A 13,263-nucleotide genomic window follows, 5' to 3' on the forward strand; every position below is an offset into this window, starting at 1 on the left:
CATCGGCCCTGCGGCCACCGGCGCCGCACAGCCATCACGGTTCGGGCTGGGCCGCCAAGGTCTTTTCGCCGACAATCTCAAGGATGCGATTGCGCTGGATCTTGCCCGACGGGCCCTTGGGCAGTTCCAGCAGCACATGCACCATATCCGGCGATTTGAAACGGCCCAGCTTGTCATGGCAGATCTGCGACAGATCCAGCGCCGTCAGACTGGACCCTTCGCGAATCTTCACCGCCGCCTCGACCGTTTCGCCATAGCTGGCGCAGGGGCGGGCAAAGGCCGCGGCCTCGATCACGTCGGGATGGGAATACAGCGCCTCGTCGATTTCACGCGGGGCGATGTTTTCGCCGCCCTTGATGATCAGTTCCTTCAGGCGGCCAGTCACGAACACATAGCCATCGGCATCCATCCGCGCCAGATCGCCGGTCCGCAGCCACCCGTCCGAGGTGAAGGTCCCTTCGGTCGCCTCGGGGTTCTTCAGATATTCAGACATCACGTTCGGGCCGCGAATGACCAGCTCGCCCTCGGTGCCGGGCGGAACCGGCTGCATCCGCGTGTCGAAGATCGCGACCTCATTGCCGAACGCGATACCCGGCGATCCGATCTTGCGCACACCCGGCGGCAGGGGGTTCGACAGGATCTGCGCCGCGGTTTCCGTCAGGCCCATCGTCTCGACGATGGGAATGCCGAACCTGTCCTCGAAGGCGCGCTGAACGTCAGGGGCCAGCGGCGACGAGGCCGAGCGGCCAAAGCGGACCCGCTGACGCGTGTCGGCATCCGGGGCCAGATCGGAATGCAGAAGATGCGATATGATCGTCGGCACGACCGAAAACCAGGTCGCCCCCGTCTTGCCCAGATTGTCCCAGAACCGACTGGCCGAGAATTTCTCGCACATGGCCAGCGATCCGCCCGAAACAAGCGTCCCCATCACCGTCACGCACAGGCCGTTGATGTGATAGATCGGCAGCACGCAGAACCCGCGATCCGCATCGGTCAGATCATGTGCCACCGCGGTCGTCCAGCCGCCCGCCAGCAGGCTGGCATGGGTGTGGACCACGCCCTTGGGACGTCCCGTCGTCCCCGAGGTATACATCAGCAGCGCGTCATCGCCGGGCGACAGATCATGCAGATCGCCCTGCCCTTGCGGCTCGTTCTGATCCGGCGCCGGCACCCGCGCGATCCGGTCGCGATCTGCGGTTCGGGCAAACAGGTCCAGCTGGCTGTCATGGACAAAGGCGAACCGCGCGTCGCTGTGGTCCAGCGCATAGGCCACGGCGCTGTCGCCCGCGACAAGATTGATCATCGTCGCCCGAAAGCCGCCGTAAAGGACGCCGAACAAGACCAGCAGCGCCTCGCGGCAGTTCGGATACAGGATGGCGACGCTTTCACCCTTGGCGATGCCCAGATCCGTCAGGCGCGCGGCGACAGCGCCCGCGCCCTGCCGCAGCTGATCCCAGCCAAGATCCGGCTGCCCGTCGGGAAAGACGAACCCGGTTCCGCCCTGTGCCGCGCGCTGGTCCAGCCAGTCGCGGACCGTGCCTTCTGGGGGTGTCATCATTGCCCTGCCTCCGACCAGTAGCCCGCGAAAATCTCATCCAGTGACGGTTCGCGGGGCGCGATCGCGCGGACGATCTTGGTGGTCTGGATGAAATGTCGCCAATGCAGGTTGGTATCGATCGAATTGCCACCCCAGCTGCCGCAGCCCATCGACAGCGAAAACGGCATCCCGTTGGTGAAGCTGCCGCCGGTCGCGAAGGTATGCGCCTGATTGACGATGACACGGCAGGTGGGCATGTCGCGGCCCAGCCCGACGGCGCGGGCGTCATCCCCCGTATGAATGCCGATGGAATGGCCCGCGCCCTGATAGGACAGGATGCGCGCCGCCGTCGCCTTTGCGGCGTCGAAATCTGCGGCGCGATACAGCGCCAGAACCCGGCTTAGCTTTTCACCCGACAGCGGATGATCCGGCCCGATGCCGTCGGTCTCGACCGCCAGGAACCGGGTGCCCGCCGGAACCCTGGCGGTCATGCCCAGGGCCTCCAGCATCCGGTCGGCATCCTGTGCGATGACGTCGCGGTTCAGATGCCCGTCGGGCCATAGCCGCGCGATGACGTCATCGGCATCCCCCGATGGCACCAGCGCACCACCCTCGGCCGCCATGGCCGCCACGAAATCGTCATAGACCGCATCGACCACGACCACCGCGTTTTCGGACGAACAGGAGGTCGCGTTGTCAAAGCATTTCGAGGCGGCGATCTTGGCCGCCGCGTCGCGCAGATCGGCGGTTTCATCGACGATCACCGTCACATTGCCCGCCCCCACCGCAACGGCGGGCGTGCCACAGGACTGTGCGCGATGCACATTGTTCTGGCTGCCGGTGCAGATGACCCGATCCACCGTTTCCATCAGCCGCTGCGTCTTGGCCTTCGACCCCGGCGCGGGCAGCATCTGGACCAGATCGCGGTCAAGGCCCAGCTTGTCGAACTCGACATGGATAAAGCCGATCAGCATCTCGCAAGAGGCGACACCCTTGGGCGAGGGCGCGACCACGATCGCGTTGCCGCCCTTCAGCGCATTGATGATATTGTTGGCCGGCGTCGCCGCCGGGTTGGTCGAGGGCACGACCGCACCGATCACACCGATCGGGCGCGCGATCTCGGTGATGCCGGTCTGCGGATCATCGCTGATGGTGCCGAAGGTGGTCACGCCCGCGATATCGCGCAACAGGCCAAGCGTCTTGCGGTGGTTCTTGGTGATCTTGTCGGGGACATTGCCCAGCCCCGTCGTCTCGACCGCCAGTCTGGCCAAGGCCTCGTTGCGCCGTGGTTCCATGATGGCCCATCCGACCGCCAATGCCGCCTTGTCATACAGCGCCTGACTGCCGCCCGCCTCGAAAGCTGTCTGGGCCGTTCGTGCACGCGCGACGAGCCGGTCCACTTCAGCGATTTCATACGAAATCCCGTCCTCAACGTTCATCTTGATCCTCGATTTTCGTGATGCGGGGCGGCAGGCATGCCGCCCGTGATGCGACCTCTTGCGTCAGAGGCCGGCCAGAAGTTCCTTCAATGTCTGCTGCCGTTCGGCCCACATCCTGGCGACTTCCTCGCGGTTCATGACATGTATGGGGGCGCCGCCCGCGCTCATCTTCTGGGCGACTTCCTCGCTGGCGAACATCTGCGTGACCGTTTCCGACAGCTTGTCGATCACCTCGGGCGGGGTCCCCTTAGGCACCATCACCCCCCGGAAATTGACCGAGGATGCGTCCACATCCAGCCCCTCTTCCCGCATGGTTGGAACATCGGGCAGAAAGGCGTGGCGTTCCAGATCGGCCACGGCCAGGATCTTCACATTGCCTGCCTGCTGGGCGCGATAGGCGTCGGACAGATTGTTGATCCCGGCCATCACCTCGCCCGCGATGACGGCCTTCATCGCCGCAGCGCCGCCGCCCGCGGTGGGAATATAGGCCATCTTGGTCCCCGAGGCCTTGTCGATCTGAAGTGCCGCGATGTGGTGTCCTACAAACAGCCCCGCCCCCGATACCGTCAGCTTGCCCGGATTTTCCTTGGCATAGGCCATGGCATCGGCCATCGAATTGAACGGGCTGTCCGCGCCGACAACGAAGACCGCCGGGTCGGCGCCCCAGTTCGCGATCGGCTCGAAGCTGTCGGTGTCATAGGATACGCCGCCCTTGATCGCCTGCGCGATGAAATGCGGGGCATTATAGACCGCCAGCGTGTAACCGTCCGGATCGGCCTGCGTCGCAAACCAGTTCCAGCCGACCCGCCCGCCCGCACCGGGCTTGTTGATGATGGCGATGGGGGCACCCAGCGCATCCTCATTCGCGGCGGTCATGGTGACGATCCGCGCCTGAAAATCGGTCGCGCCCCCCGCGCCATAGCTGACCATCATCATGATCGGACGGTCCGGATATTCGTCGGCCTGAATTGGACCGGTCAAACCCAGCAGGGCCAGTGCCGCCCCGGCAATCAGTCGTTTCATCTGCGTTTCCTCCCGTTTTGGGTTCAGACGCGCGAACGTCAGAACAGAATTTCCTTTGGCGTGTAGACATTCAGAAGTTCGGAAAAGAGCCCGTACATCACCGCCACGAAGCCTGCGGTGATGACGGCACGACTGACCCAGGTCCGTGGCTCGTCATGGGGCGCGGGGTCATAGATCGACAGCAGCACGAAGAATGCCAGCGCCGTCGCGGTATAGAACCCCAGCGCGCCCGCCCCCCAGAACAGATAGACGACCATGACGATCAGGCCCGGCAGCATGTTCAGGAACATCGCGGCCGAAACCCCGTTGCCGACCTTCGACAGACCCATCACCGCCTTGCCGAAGGTCCAGCCGGCAAGCACGACGAACACGGTGGCGATCAGGCGGGGGAACAGGAAGGCCTGTGCCGGTTGCTGGGTAAAGCTGATCCAGGTGACCAGAATGCCCACGGCAAAGACCAGCCCCGATCCGACGACATGTTGCGAGCGGTTCATGCGTAGGCCTCTTCTTTGGTGGTATAGCGACGGTGGCGCAGCTCCATCCAGGCCGAATAGGCGATGGACGCCAGCACGACCGAGATCAGCAGCATGTTCAGCCCGCCGGTCAGGAAATAGGACGCGCGACCGACAGTGGCGTCGGCGATCATGCCGCCCTGCACGAAGTTGGATTCCGCGATCGGCCCAAGGATCAGGCCCAGAACCAGCGGTGCCGCCGAAAAGCCGAACCGCTCCAGGAAATACATCCCGATGCCAAGGCAGGCCATGATATAGACATCGCCCATCGAGCCCTGCACCGAATATGCCCCGAACACCGACAGCGCCAGAACGATGGCCGCCATCACCGATTGCGGCACCTGCGCCACGCGGGCGGCAAGCCCGGCGACATAAAGGCCGAACACGCACATCAGGATCTGACCGATCAGCATCGAATTGATGAAGGTCCAGGCCACGTCGGGGTGGTTGTCGAACAGATCCGACCCCGGAAAGATGCCGTGGATCAGCAGCCCGCCCAACAGCACGGCCGCCGTCGGGCTGCCCGGAATCGACAGGGTCAGCAGCGGCACCAGCGAAGGACCGACCATGGCATTGTTCGCCGCCTCGGCCGCGATCACGCCTTCGGAATGACCGGTGCCGAATTTTTCCTTCTCGGACGAGAATTTCTTGGTCTGGTCATAGGCGACCAGCCCGGCGATCTGGCCGCCCACGCCGGGGATCAGCCCGATGACCGCCCCGATCGTGGTGCCGATGCTCAGCGCGCGGACCCGCGTTGTCAGTTCACGCATCGCGGCAAAAACCGAATGGCGCTGTACCTCGATGACCTCGGCGCCGTTGTCGTGGCGGCCCTTGGCGAACATGGTCAGCACCTGCGGGATCGCGAACAGCCCGATCAGCGCGGCGATGATGTTGATCCCGCCGCCAAGCGACGGATGAAAGATGAATCGCTGCGCGCCCATGACATCGTCGAAGCCGATCGTCGCCAGCCACAGTCCGATACATCCCGACAGCAGCCCCTTGACCACCGAGGCGGAATCCAGCGTGCCGATCACCGTGACGCCCAGAATGGCCAGCCAGAACAGATGCGACGGCCCGAAAGCCAGCGCCCAGGTCGCCAGCAGCGGTGTCAGGAAGATCAGCAGCAGAACACCCAGAACGCCGCCGACCGCCGAGGACAGAAAGGACAGTTGCAGCGCACGTGCGCCCTGACCCTTCTTGGCCATGGCGTGACCGTCCAGCGTTGTGGCGATATTGGCTGGCGCACCTGGAATTTTCAGAAGGATGGCGCTGACGGCACCCCCCGCCACCGTCGAGGTATAGGCCGCGCCCAGCAGGATCAGACCCTGCACCGCCTCAAGCTGAAAGGTGAAGGGGATCAGCAGCGCCACCGCCATGGTCGGCGACAGGCCCGGCGTCGCGCCCAGGATCAAGCCGCCAATGGTCCCCCCCAGCAACAGCATGAACGACAGCGGCGTAAACACATCTCCAAAATAATATATGAATTCCATCAGGTCCTCCCCACCCTTCGGTTCACATTCCCGGCTTTGTTGACAAACCAGCCTAGGAGATGAAAATAGTATTGCAAATGTTTTCATAAAATGACCGATTGAAGGCGATATTATGAATGAATATCAAAAAGCTAAGGTAGATATAGTCGCCGTCGCAAAGGCTGCGAAAGTGTCGCCTTCGACGGTATCGCGCAGCTTCAACCACCCCGATCTGGTCAATCCCGTGACGCGAAAGAAGATCAGCAAGGCGGTCCAGAAACTGGGCTATCTGCGCAACCGCGCGGCCCAGACCATGCATGGCAAACGGTCGGGAACGATCGGGCTGGTCGTCCCCACGATCAACCACGCCATCTTTGCCGAGGTGATTCAGGCGTTCTCGGTGTCGATCGACAAGGCCGGGTTCAGCCTGCTGCTGGCCTCGCATGGCTATGACCTTGATCGCGAATACGCGATGGTGCGCAAGCTTCTGGAACATCGCGTCGACGGGGTGGCGCTGGTCGGGTTGCAGCATTCCGATGCCACGCTGCGCCTGATCCAGCAGCAGCAGACCCCGGCACTGGCAATCTGGAACTATGCCGAGGATTCGCCCCTGCCCTGCGTGGGGGCGGATAATCGTCAGGCCGGGCGGATGGCGGCGCAGCACCTGCTGGATCTGGGGCATCGGCGGATCGGGCTGATCTTTCCCGATCCCAATGGCAATGACCGGGCCCAGAACCGGCTTGCCGCCGCGCATCAGGCACTGGCCGCCGCCGGTGTCACCGTTCCCGAAGATCACGAAACGCAGGCCCCTTACAGCCTGTCGCAGGCGAAACAGGCGGCAAGGACGCTGCTGTCCGGCCCCGAACGTCCGACCGCGCTGCTATGCGGCAATGACGTGATCGCACAGGGCGCGTTATACGCCGCGCAAAGCCTTGGATTGCGGGTTCCCGACCAGCTGTCGATCATCGGCATCGGCGATTTCAAGGGCTCGGCCGATGTCGAACCGGGGCTGACCACGATCCGCATCCCGGCCGAGTCCATCGGCCAGCTGGCCGGCACGAAGTTCACGGATTACATCACCAGCGACGATGCTGACCCGTTCCGCATCCAATGTGACGTGGACTGCATCATCCGCGGGACGACAGCCGCCGTGGTCTAGGGTTCGGGCCTTGGGACGATCAGGCCCCGCGCGACCCAGAAACTGGCCGCGGCCATCGCCCCCGCGCAGGCAAGGCACAGCGCCAGTCCCCCGATCTGGTAGCTAAGCCCGGACAGCAGCGTCCCGATCAGCCTGCCCGCCGCATTTGCCATATAGTAGAACCCGACATCGCGCGTGATCCGGTCGGCCTGCCCAAAAGCCAGGATCAGATAGGAATGGACCGAGGAATTGATCGCGAAAACAAAGCCGAAGGCCAGCAATCCCAGAACCAGCAGCAGGGTCAGCCAGGGCGCGGGCTGCCCGGCAAGGATCACCGCCAGCGCCAGCAGGAATGGGATCGGCACCAGCCGCCCCGCCCAACGCACCGCGTCCCCGGCGATCTGGTCCAGGGATCGCCACGCACCGCCAAGGATACGGGGGGCCGCAGCCTGCACGGCACCGTAAAGGATGATCCACAGCGCCATGAAGCTGCCGACAAGAAAGAACGCCTCGCGCCGACCTTCGGCAGTTCCATCCGACAGGACCGCGTGGAAATAGATCGGGATGCCGACCACGAACCAGATGTCGCGGGCCCCGAACAGGAACATCCGCGCCAACGACAGCCGGTTGACCCGCGCATCCCGCGACCGCCATCCCGACCATGCGTCCGCGCCCTTCATCCGCCCCGGCAAGCCCGGCGGCAGAAACAGCGCGACCGCCAGCAGGATGACCGCCAGAACCGCCGCCATGCCGCAGATCGCCGCCTGAAACCCGGCCAGCGCCAGAAGCGCCGCGCCCAGAAAGAACCCAAGCCCCTTCACCGCGTTCTTGGATCCGGTCAGGATCGCGACCCATCGAAACAGCCCGCCCTCCGCCGCCGGGGCCAGCACCTTGACCGCCGATTTCGACGACATCTTGGCCAGATCCTTGGCCACGCCCGATGCGCCCTGCACCGCCATCACGAAGATGACGGATGCCGTCACCCCCCAGGCCGGGTCCAACTGGGCCAGAACCGCCAGCGCGGCGATCTGGATACCCAGCCCCGCATACAGCGTCGCCGCCAGACCAAAACGCGCCGCCAGCCAGCCCGCCGCAAGGTTCGTGACCACGCCCGCGACTTCATACAGCAGAAACAGATAGGCCAGATGCACGGGCGAAAAGCCAAGCCCGTTGAAATGCAGCAACACCAGCATGCGCAGCGCGCCGTCCGACAACATGAAGGCCCAGTAGGACGCCGTCACCGCCGCATAGGCGCGGCCCGGATGTGCGGGGACCGCCATTGTCACAGCGATCCCGCCACCAAGCGCGCGACATCGACCAGCCGGCAGGCATAGCCCCATTCATTGTCGTACCACGCATAGATTTTGACCTGAGTGCCGTTGACGACCATGGTCGATCTGGCATCGACGATGCTGCTGCGCGGATCGTTGATATAGTCGGTCGATACAAGGGGGCGCGTCTCATAGCCCAGGATCCCCCGCAGCGGCCCTTCGGCGGCCGCGGCAAATAGGGCATTCACCTCGTCGACGTTGGTTGGGCGCGCGACCTCGAAGACGCAATCGGTCAGCGACGCATTCAGCAGCGGCACCCGCACGGCATGGCCATTCAGCCGACCCGCAAGTTCAGGATAAATCAGCGTGATCGCGGTGGCGCTGCCGGTTGTGGTGGGGATCAGGTTGGTCAGCGCGGACCGGGCGCGGCGCATGTCCTTGGCGGGGCGATCCACAATGGTCTGCGTGTTCGTCACATCATGGATCGTCGTGATCGAGCCGTGGCGGATGCCAAGTTCCTCGTGGATCACCTTCACCACCGGCGCAAGGCAATTGGTCGTACAGCTGGCCGCCGTCACGATCCTTTGGGTTCCGTCATAAAGGTGGTGATTGACGCCATAGACCAGGTTCAGCGCGCCGCCATCCTTGACCGGGGCACTGACCACGACCTTTTGCACGCCTGCCTGAAAATAGGGGTCGATCTTGGCTGCCGTCTTGAAAACACCAGTCGCGTCGATGACCAGATCGACGCCCAGATCGGCCAGCGGCAACGCCTCGATGGTCGTTTCATGGCGCAGCGGAATGCGGTGCCCGTCAAGGACAAGGGCATCGCCATCAGCGGCCACCGGGGTGGACCAACGCCCATGCACGCTGTCGAATTCCATCAGCATGGCGTGCTGTTCGGCGTCGCCCGCAGCATCGTTCAGCAAGACGATCTGCCCGCCCATCCCCTGATCGATCATCCGGCGCAGGGCCAGTTTTCCCATGCGGCCAAGACCGTTTATTGCAATTCTGGTCATGGCTTAATCCCTGGACAGGGCGTCGGCATCGATCTGATCGACCCGGCGTTGCAATGACATGCGGTCAAGCGAAGCGATGGGCAGGGCCGAAAATGCCTCGATCCGGCGGCGCAGCGACCCGTAGGTCTGGGCAAAGACCAGCGCCTTTTCGGCGTCCGTTCCCTGCGCCTTGACCGGATCGGGCAGACCCCAATGACCGGTGATCGGCTGGCCGGGCCAAGGGGGGCATTCCTCGGCGGCGGCGGTGTCGCAGACGGTGAACACGAAATCCATCACCGGGGCGCCCTCGGCCTGAAATTCGGACAGGTGCTTGGCGCGCAGATCGTCGATGCGGTGGCCATTGCGCTTCAGAACCTCCAGCGCAAAGGGGTTCAGGTCGGTGCCGGGCCGCGTTCCGGCGGAATGGGCGATGAACCCGCCCTGCCCCAGATCGCGCAACAGCGCCTCGGCAAAGATCGAACGCGCCGAATTGCCCGAACAGATGAACAGGACGTTGAAGCCAGTCTCAGCCATGGGTGCCTCTTGTGAAAGAATGGGTGCCAGCAGGTCGGGCCGCGCCCGCCCCAGATCCAGCGCCAGATAGCCCAGAAGGGCTTCGGTCCGGTCCAGATCGACCGAATATAACAGCGAACGCCCCTCGCGCCGGACCTGCGTCAGGCCACAGCCGGTCAGATCGGCCAGATGATGCGACAAGGTGTTGGCCTTGATCCCCAGCGCCTGCGCGATCTCGGTCGGGCGCACGGGACGCGGGGCAAAACGCATCAGCAGCCGAAAGACGGCAAGGCGGCCGGGATGGCCAAGCGTGGCGAAGGCAAGAGAGGCATCGTTCGTTTCCATATTTCCTGAATATCGGAAATATTTGCCCATGCCAGTGAAAGTTTTGCGACAGATCCGCGACAGCGGGCCAGCCAAAGCCCGCATATGCTGCCAATCGCGGGTCTGAACCGTCCTGGTCTCGGCGCGTTACAGGTTTTGGGAACAGTTCTTTGCTGTCCGTGGTGTAACGAATTGCCCTTGGGAAACGACTAGCACAACAATGCGGCCTCTCCGTGAAGGACCGCCCCAGTTTTCGGCAAGGAGATACCGTGAAAAAACTTGTTCTGCTGTTGGCCCTGGCGGCCGTGATCGTTGCGCTGCTGATGATGCTTGGCGGCCAGGATATCGACCTTTCGACATTGCGCGAAAAAGTCGCCGAGATCGGCGAGTTTCAGCAACGGAATCCGCTGATGGTGGGGCTGCTGTTCGCGCTGGCGTATATCGCGGTGACGGCGCTGTCGCTGCCGATCGCGGTCTGGCTGACGCTTGCGTCCGGTGCGCTGTTCGGCTTTGGCACCGGGTTGCTGATCGTGTCGTTTTCCTCGGCCATCGGGGCCACGCTGGCCTTTCTGGCGGCCCGTTACCTGCTGCGCGACTGGGTGCGTGCACGTCTGGGCGCCCGCGCCAAGGGGATCGAGGCCGGGCTGGCGCGTGACGGGGCCTTCTACCTGTTCTCGCTGCGCCTGATCCCGGTTGTGCCGTTCTTCGCGGTGAACCTGCTGATGGGCCTGACGCCGCTGCGCGCCTGGACCTTTTACTGGGTCAGCCAGCTGGGGATGCTGGCGGGAACGGCCGTCTATGTGAATGCGGGCACGCAGCTGGCCGCGCTGGACAGCCTGTCGGGCATCGTGTCGCCGCGGCTTCTGGCCTCGTTCGCGCTGCTGGCGGTGTTCCCGTGGCTGGCCCGCGCGGTTCTTGGCCTGTGGAAGCGTCGCCGCGCCCATGAGGGCTGGACCAAGCCGAAATCCTTCGACCGCAACCTGATCGTCATCGGCGCCGGCTCGGCCGGGTTGGTTTCGGCCTATATCGCGGCGGCGACCAAGGCCAAGGTGACCCTGATCGAAGCCGGCGAGATGGGCGGCGACTGCCTGAACTATGGCTGTGTGCCCTCGAAGGCGCTGATCCGCAGCGCGACCCTGGCCCATCAGATGCGCCATGCCGGCACTTATGGCCTGGCCGACACCACCCCGGCCATTCCCTTCGGCGCGGTGATGGACCGCGTCCATGATGTCATCGCCGAGATCGCCCCCCATGACAGCGTCGAGCGTTATACCGGGCTGGGGGTCGAGGTTCTGAAGGGCTATGGTCGCCTGATCGACCCCTGGACCGTCGAGATCACCGATGCCGATGGTCAGACCCGGCGCCTGACCTCGCGCGCGATCATCATCGCCACCGGCGCCCGGCCCTTCATGCCGCCGCTGCCGGGTCTGGATCAGGTGGGTCCGCTGACCTCGGACAGCCTGTGGACGGAACTGCGCGGCCGCGATCACGCACCAAAGCGTCTGGTTGTGCTGGGCGGTGGCCCGATCGGCAGCGAATTGACCCAGGCCTTTGCCCGTCTGGGCAGCGAGGTCACCCAGATCGAGATGGCTCCCCGCCTACTGATGCGCGAGGATCCCGAGGTCTCGGCGCTGGTCACCGCCTCGATCAAGGCCGATGGCGTGCAGGTCCTGACCGACCACAAGGCCGTTGCCTGCGGGATCGACCCCGAACAGGGCAAATGGATCGAGGTCGAGCATGGCACGACGACGCGCCGCATCCATTTCGACGAAATCATCGTCGCCGTCGGTCGCAGCGCTCGTCTGGAAGGTTTCGGACTGGAAGAGCTGGGCATCGCCGCAGACCGCACCATCGACACAAACGAGTTCCTTGAAACGCGCTATCCCAATATTCTGGCTGCGGGTGATGTTGCGGGGCCGTTCCAGTTCACGCATACGGCATCGCATCAGGCGTGGTTCGCCTCGGTCAACGCGCTGTTCGGCAGCTTCAAACGCTTCAAGGCCGATTATCGCGTGATCCCCTGGGCGACCTTCACCGACCCCGAGGTCGCACGGGTCGGCCTGTCGGAAACCGAGGCGCGGGAAAAAGGTATCGAGGTGGAAGTCACCCAATATGATCTGGCCGAACTTGACCGGGCCATCACTGACGGCGCCGCGCGCGGTTTCGTCAAGGTGCTGACGCCCAAGGGCAAGGATCGCATTCTGGGCGCGACGATCGTCGGCGAACATGGAGGCGACCTGATCGCGGAATTCGTGCTGGCGATGAAACATGGCCTGGGCCTGAACAAGATCCTTGGCACGATCCACATCTATCCCACCTGGGCCGAGGCCAACAAGGCCACCGCCGGGGCCTGGCGGCGCGATCATGTGAACCCGCGCGTTCTGGCCGCGGTCAAGAAGTTCCACGATTGGAGGCGCGGATGATCGACGCACGGCTGCAACCCCTACAGCGCGCCGCCATGCGCCCGCCAGCAGAATTGCTGGCGGGTTGGGGCGTTCGGGCCGACACGATCAGCATCGCGGGGTTTGTCATCGGCCTGATGGCGGTGCCTGCGCTGGCCATGGGCTGGTGGTTTCTGGCGCTGCTGCTGATCGCCACGAACCGCATCATGGACGGGCTGGACGGCGCGGTTGCCCGCATCCAGGGCCCGACGGATCGCGGCGCGTTTCTGGACATCGCGCTGGATTTCGTCTTCTACGCGCTGGTCCCGGTCGGCTTTGCCCTGCATGATCCGGTGGCGAACGGGTTGCCCGCCGCAGTCCTGATCGCGGCCTTCGTGGGCACGGGGTCGTCGTTTCTGGCCTTTGCGTCGATCGCGGGCAAACGCGGGCAATCCGCCGAGGCGTTCCCGCAAAAGGGCATCTACTATCTGGGCGGCCTGACCGAGGGGTTCGAAACCATCGTGCTGTTTCTGGCGATGTGCCTGTTTCCGGCGTGTTTCGCGCTGTTTGCCTGGATCTTCGCCGCGGCCTGCACCGTGACCACCGTCCTGCGCTGGCATCAGGGCTGGACCGCCTTTCGCTGACATTCTGACCTGAC

General features: G+C 64.1%; 11 protein-coding genes. 3 read left to right on the plus strand and 8 right to left on the minus strand.

All coding sequences use genetic code 11. The annotated features are described in order from the left end of the window. Positions 1–34: 34 nt before the first annotated feature. From BMX67_RS14075 to BMX67_RS14095, 5 genes are all read right to left on the minus strand, one after another. A complete protein-coding gene (locus tag BMX67_RS14075) occupies positions 35–1,558 on the minus strand; it encodes an AMP-binding protein (protein WP_090736280.1) in 1,524 nt (507 codons plus the stop codon). Then, entirely contained in the window at positions 1,555–2,976 is a 1,422-nt protein-coding gene (gene sauS, locus BMX67_RS14080; RefSeq protein ID WP_090736283.1) for an acylating sulfoacetaldehyde dehydrogenase, read from the minus strand. The genes BMX67_RS14075 and sauS overlap by 4 nt, the downstream gene beginning before the upstream one ends. Before the next feature lie 63 nt (positions 2,977–3,039). After that, complete coding sequence (locus BMX67_RS14085) at positions 3,040–3,999, minus strand: tripartite tricarboxylate transporter substrate binding protein (protein ID WP_090736286.1); 960 nt, start codon at positions 3,997–3,999, stop codon at positions 3,040–3,042. Positions 4,000–4,037: 38 nt separating this feature from the next. Continuing rightward, positions 4,038–4,493 carry a tripartite tricarboxylate transporter TctB family protein gene (locus BMX67_RS14090; protein ID WP_090736288.1) on the minus strand — a complete coding sequence of 152 codons (456 nt, stop codon included), beginning with the start codon at positions 4,491–4,493 and terminating at the stop codon, positions 4,038–4,040. Beyond that, complete coding sequence (locus tag BMX67_RS14095) at positions 4,490–6,001, minus strand: tripartite tricarboxylate transporter permease (RefSeq protein WP_090736291.1); 1,512 nt, start codon at positions 5,999–6,001, stop codon at positions 4,490–4,492. Before BMX67_RS14095 ends, BMX67_RS14090 begins: the two co-directional genes overlap by 4 nt. Before the next feature lie 112 nt (positions 6,002–6,113). On the opposite strand from BMX67_RS14095, the gene BMX67_RS14100 reads away from it, so the two are divergent. Next, positions 6,114–7,139: a LacI family DNA-binding transcriptional regulator gene (locus BMX67_RS14100; RefSeq protein WP_090736294.1), complete on the plus strand. Its 1,026-nt coding sequence runs from the start codon at positions 6,114–6,116 to the stop codon at positions 7,137–7,139. Here BMX67_RS14100 and arsJ read toward each other — a convergent pair. From arsJ to BMX67_RS14115, 3 genes are read right to left on the minus strand one after another with little or no spacing between them, the layout of a single operon-like run. Beyond that, positions 7,136–8,398, minus strand: coding sequence for an organoarsenical effux MFS transporter ArsJ (gene arsJ, locus BMX67_RS14105; RefSeq protein ID WP_090736297.1), 1,263 nt, complete (start codon positions 8,396–8,398; stop codon positions 7,136–7,138). The two genes, BMX67_RS14100 and arsJ, sit on opposite strands and share 4 nt — an antisense overlap. Positions 8,399–8,400: 2 nt before the next feature. Next, the gene (locus tag BMX67_RS14110; RefSeq protein ID WP_090736299.1) at positions 8,401–9,408 is read right to left on the minus strand and encodes an ArsJ-associated glyceraldehyde-3-phosphate dehydrogenase; all 1,008 of its coding nucleotides are present in this window, start codon (positions 9,406–9,408) and stop codon (positions 8,401–8,403) included. A gap of 3 nt (positions 9,409–9,411) precedes the next feature. Next, positions 9,412–10,245 (minus strand): metalloregulator ArsR/SmtB family transcription factor, encoded by an 834-nt coding sequence (locus BMX67_RS14115; protein ID WP_090736302.1) that lies wholly within the window; start codon positions 10,243–10,245, stop codon positions 9,412–9,414. Between the two features lie 248 nt (positions 10,246–10,493). Here BMX67_RS14115 and BMX67_RS14120 point away from each other — a divergent pair, with 248 nt between their 5' ends. Next, a complete protein-coding gene (locus BMX67_RS14120) occupies positions 10,494–12,647 on the plus strand; it encodes an FAD-dependent oxidoreductase (RefSeq protein ID WP_090736304.1) in 2,154 nt (717 codons plus the stop codon). Further along, a complete protein-coding gene (locus tag BMX67_RS14125) occupies positions 12,644–13,249 on the plus strand; it encodes a CDP-alcohol phosphatidyltransferase family protein (RefSeq protein ID WP_090736385.1) in 606 nt (201 codons plus the stop codon). The genes BMX67_RS14120 and BMX67_RS14125 overlap by 4 nt, the downstream gene beginning before the upstream one ends. The last annotated feature ends 14 nt before the right edge of the window (positions 13,250–13,263 follow it).

Origin of the sequence: Paracoccus homiensis, assembly GCF_900111675.1 — a bacterium.
In the GTDB taxonomy this organism is placed as follows: Bacteria; Pseudomonadota; Alphaproteobacteria; order Rhodobacterales; family Rhodobacteraceae; genus Paracoccus; species Paracoccus homiensis.

Excerpts from the sequence above, each read along its gene's own strand:
- BMX67_RS14075 (WP_090736280.1), bottom strand. The coding sequence starts at position 1,558 with ATGATGACACCCCCAGAAGGCACGGTCCGCGACTGGCTGGACCAGCGC.
- sauS (WP_090736283.1), bottom strand. The coding sequence starts at position 2,976 with ATGAACGTTGAGGACGGGATTTCGTATGAAATCGCTGAAGTGGACCGG.
- BMX67_RS14085 (WP_090736286.1), bottom strand. The coding sequence starts at position 3,999 with ATGAAACGACTGATTGCCGGGGCGGCACTGGCCCTGCTGGGTTTGACC.
- BMX67_RS14090 (WP_090736288.1), bottom strand. The coding sequence starts at position 4,493 with ATGAACCGCTCGCAACATGTCGTCGGATCGGGGCTGGTCTTTGCCGTG.
- BMX67_RS14095 (WP_090736291.1), bottom strand. The coding sequence starts at position 6,001 with ATGGAATTCATATATTATTTTGGAGATGTGTTTACGCCGCTGTCGTTC.
- BMX67_RS14100 (WP_090736294.1), top strand. The coding sequence starts at position 6,114 with ATGAATGAATATCAAAAAGCTAAGGTAGATATAGTCGCCGTCGCAAAG.
- arsJ (WP_090736297.1), bottom strand. The coding sequence starts at position 8,398 with ATGGCGGTCCCCGCACATCCGGGCCGCGCCTATGCGGCGGTGACGGCG.
- BMX67_RS14110 (WP_090736299.1), bottom strand. The coding sequence starts at position 9,408 with ATGACCAGAATTGCAATAAACGGTCTTGGCCGCATGGGAAAACTGGCC.
- BMX67_RS14115 (WP_090736302.1), bottom strand. The coding sequence starts at position 10,245 with ATGGAAACGAACGATGCCTCTCTTGCCTTCGCCACGCTTGGCCATCCC.
- BMX67_RS14125 (WP_090736385.1), top strand. The coding sequence starts at position 12,644 with ATGATCGACGCACGGCTGCAACCCCTACAGCGCGCCGCCATGCGCCCG.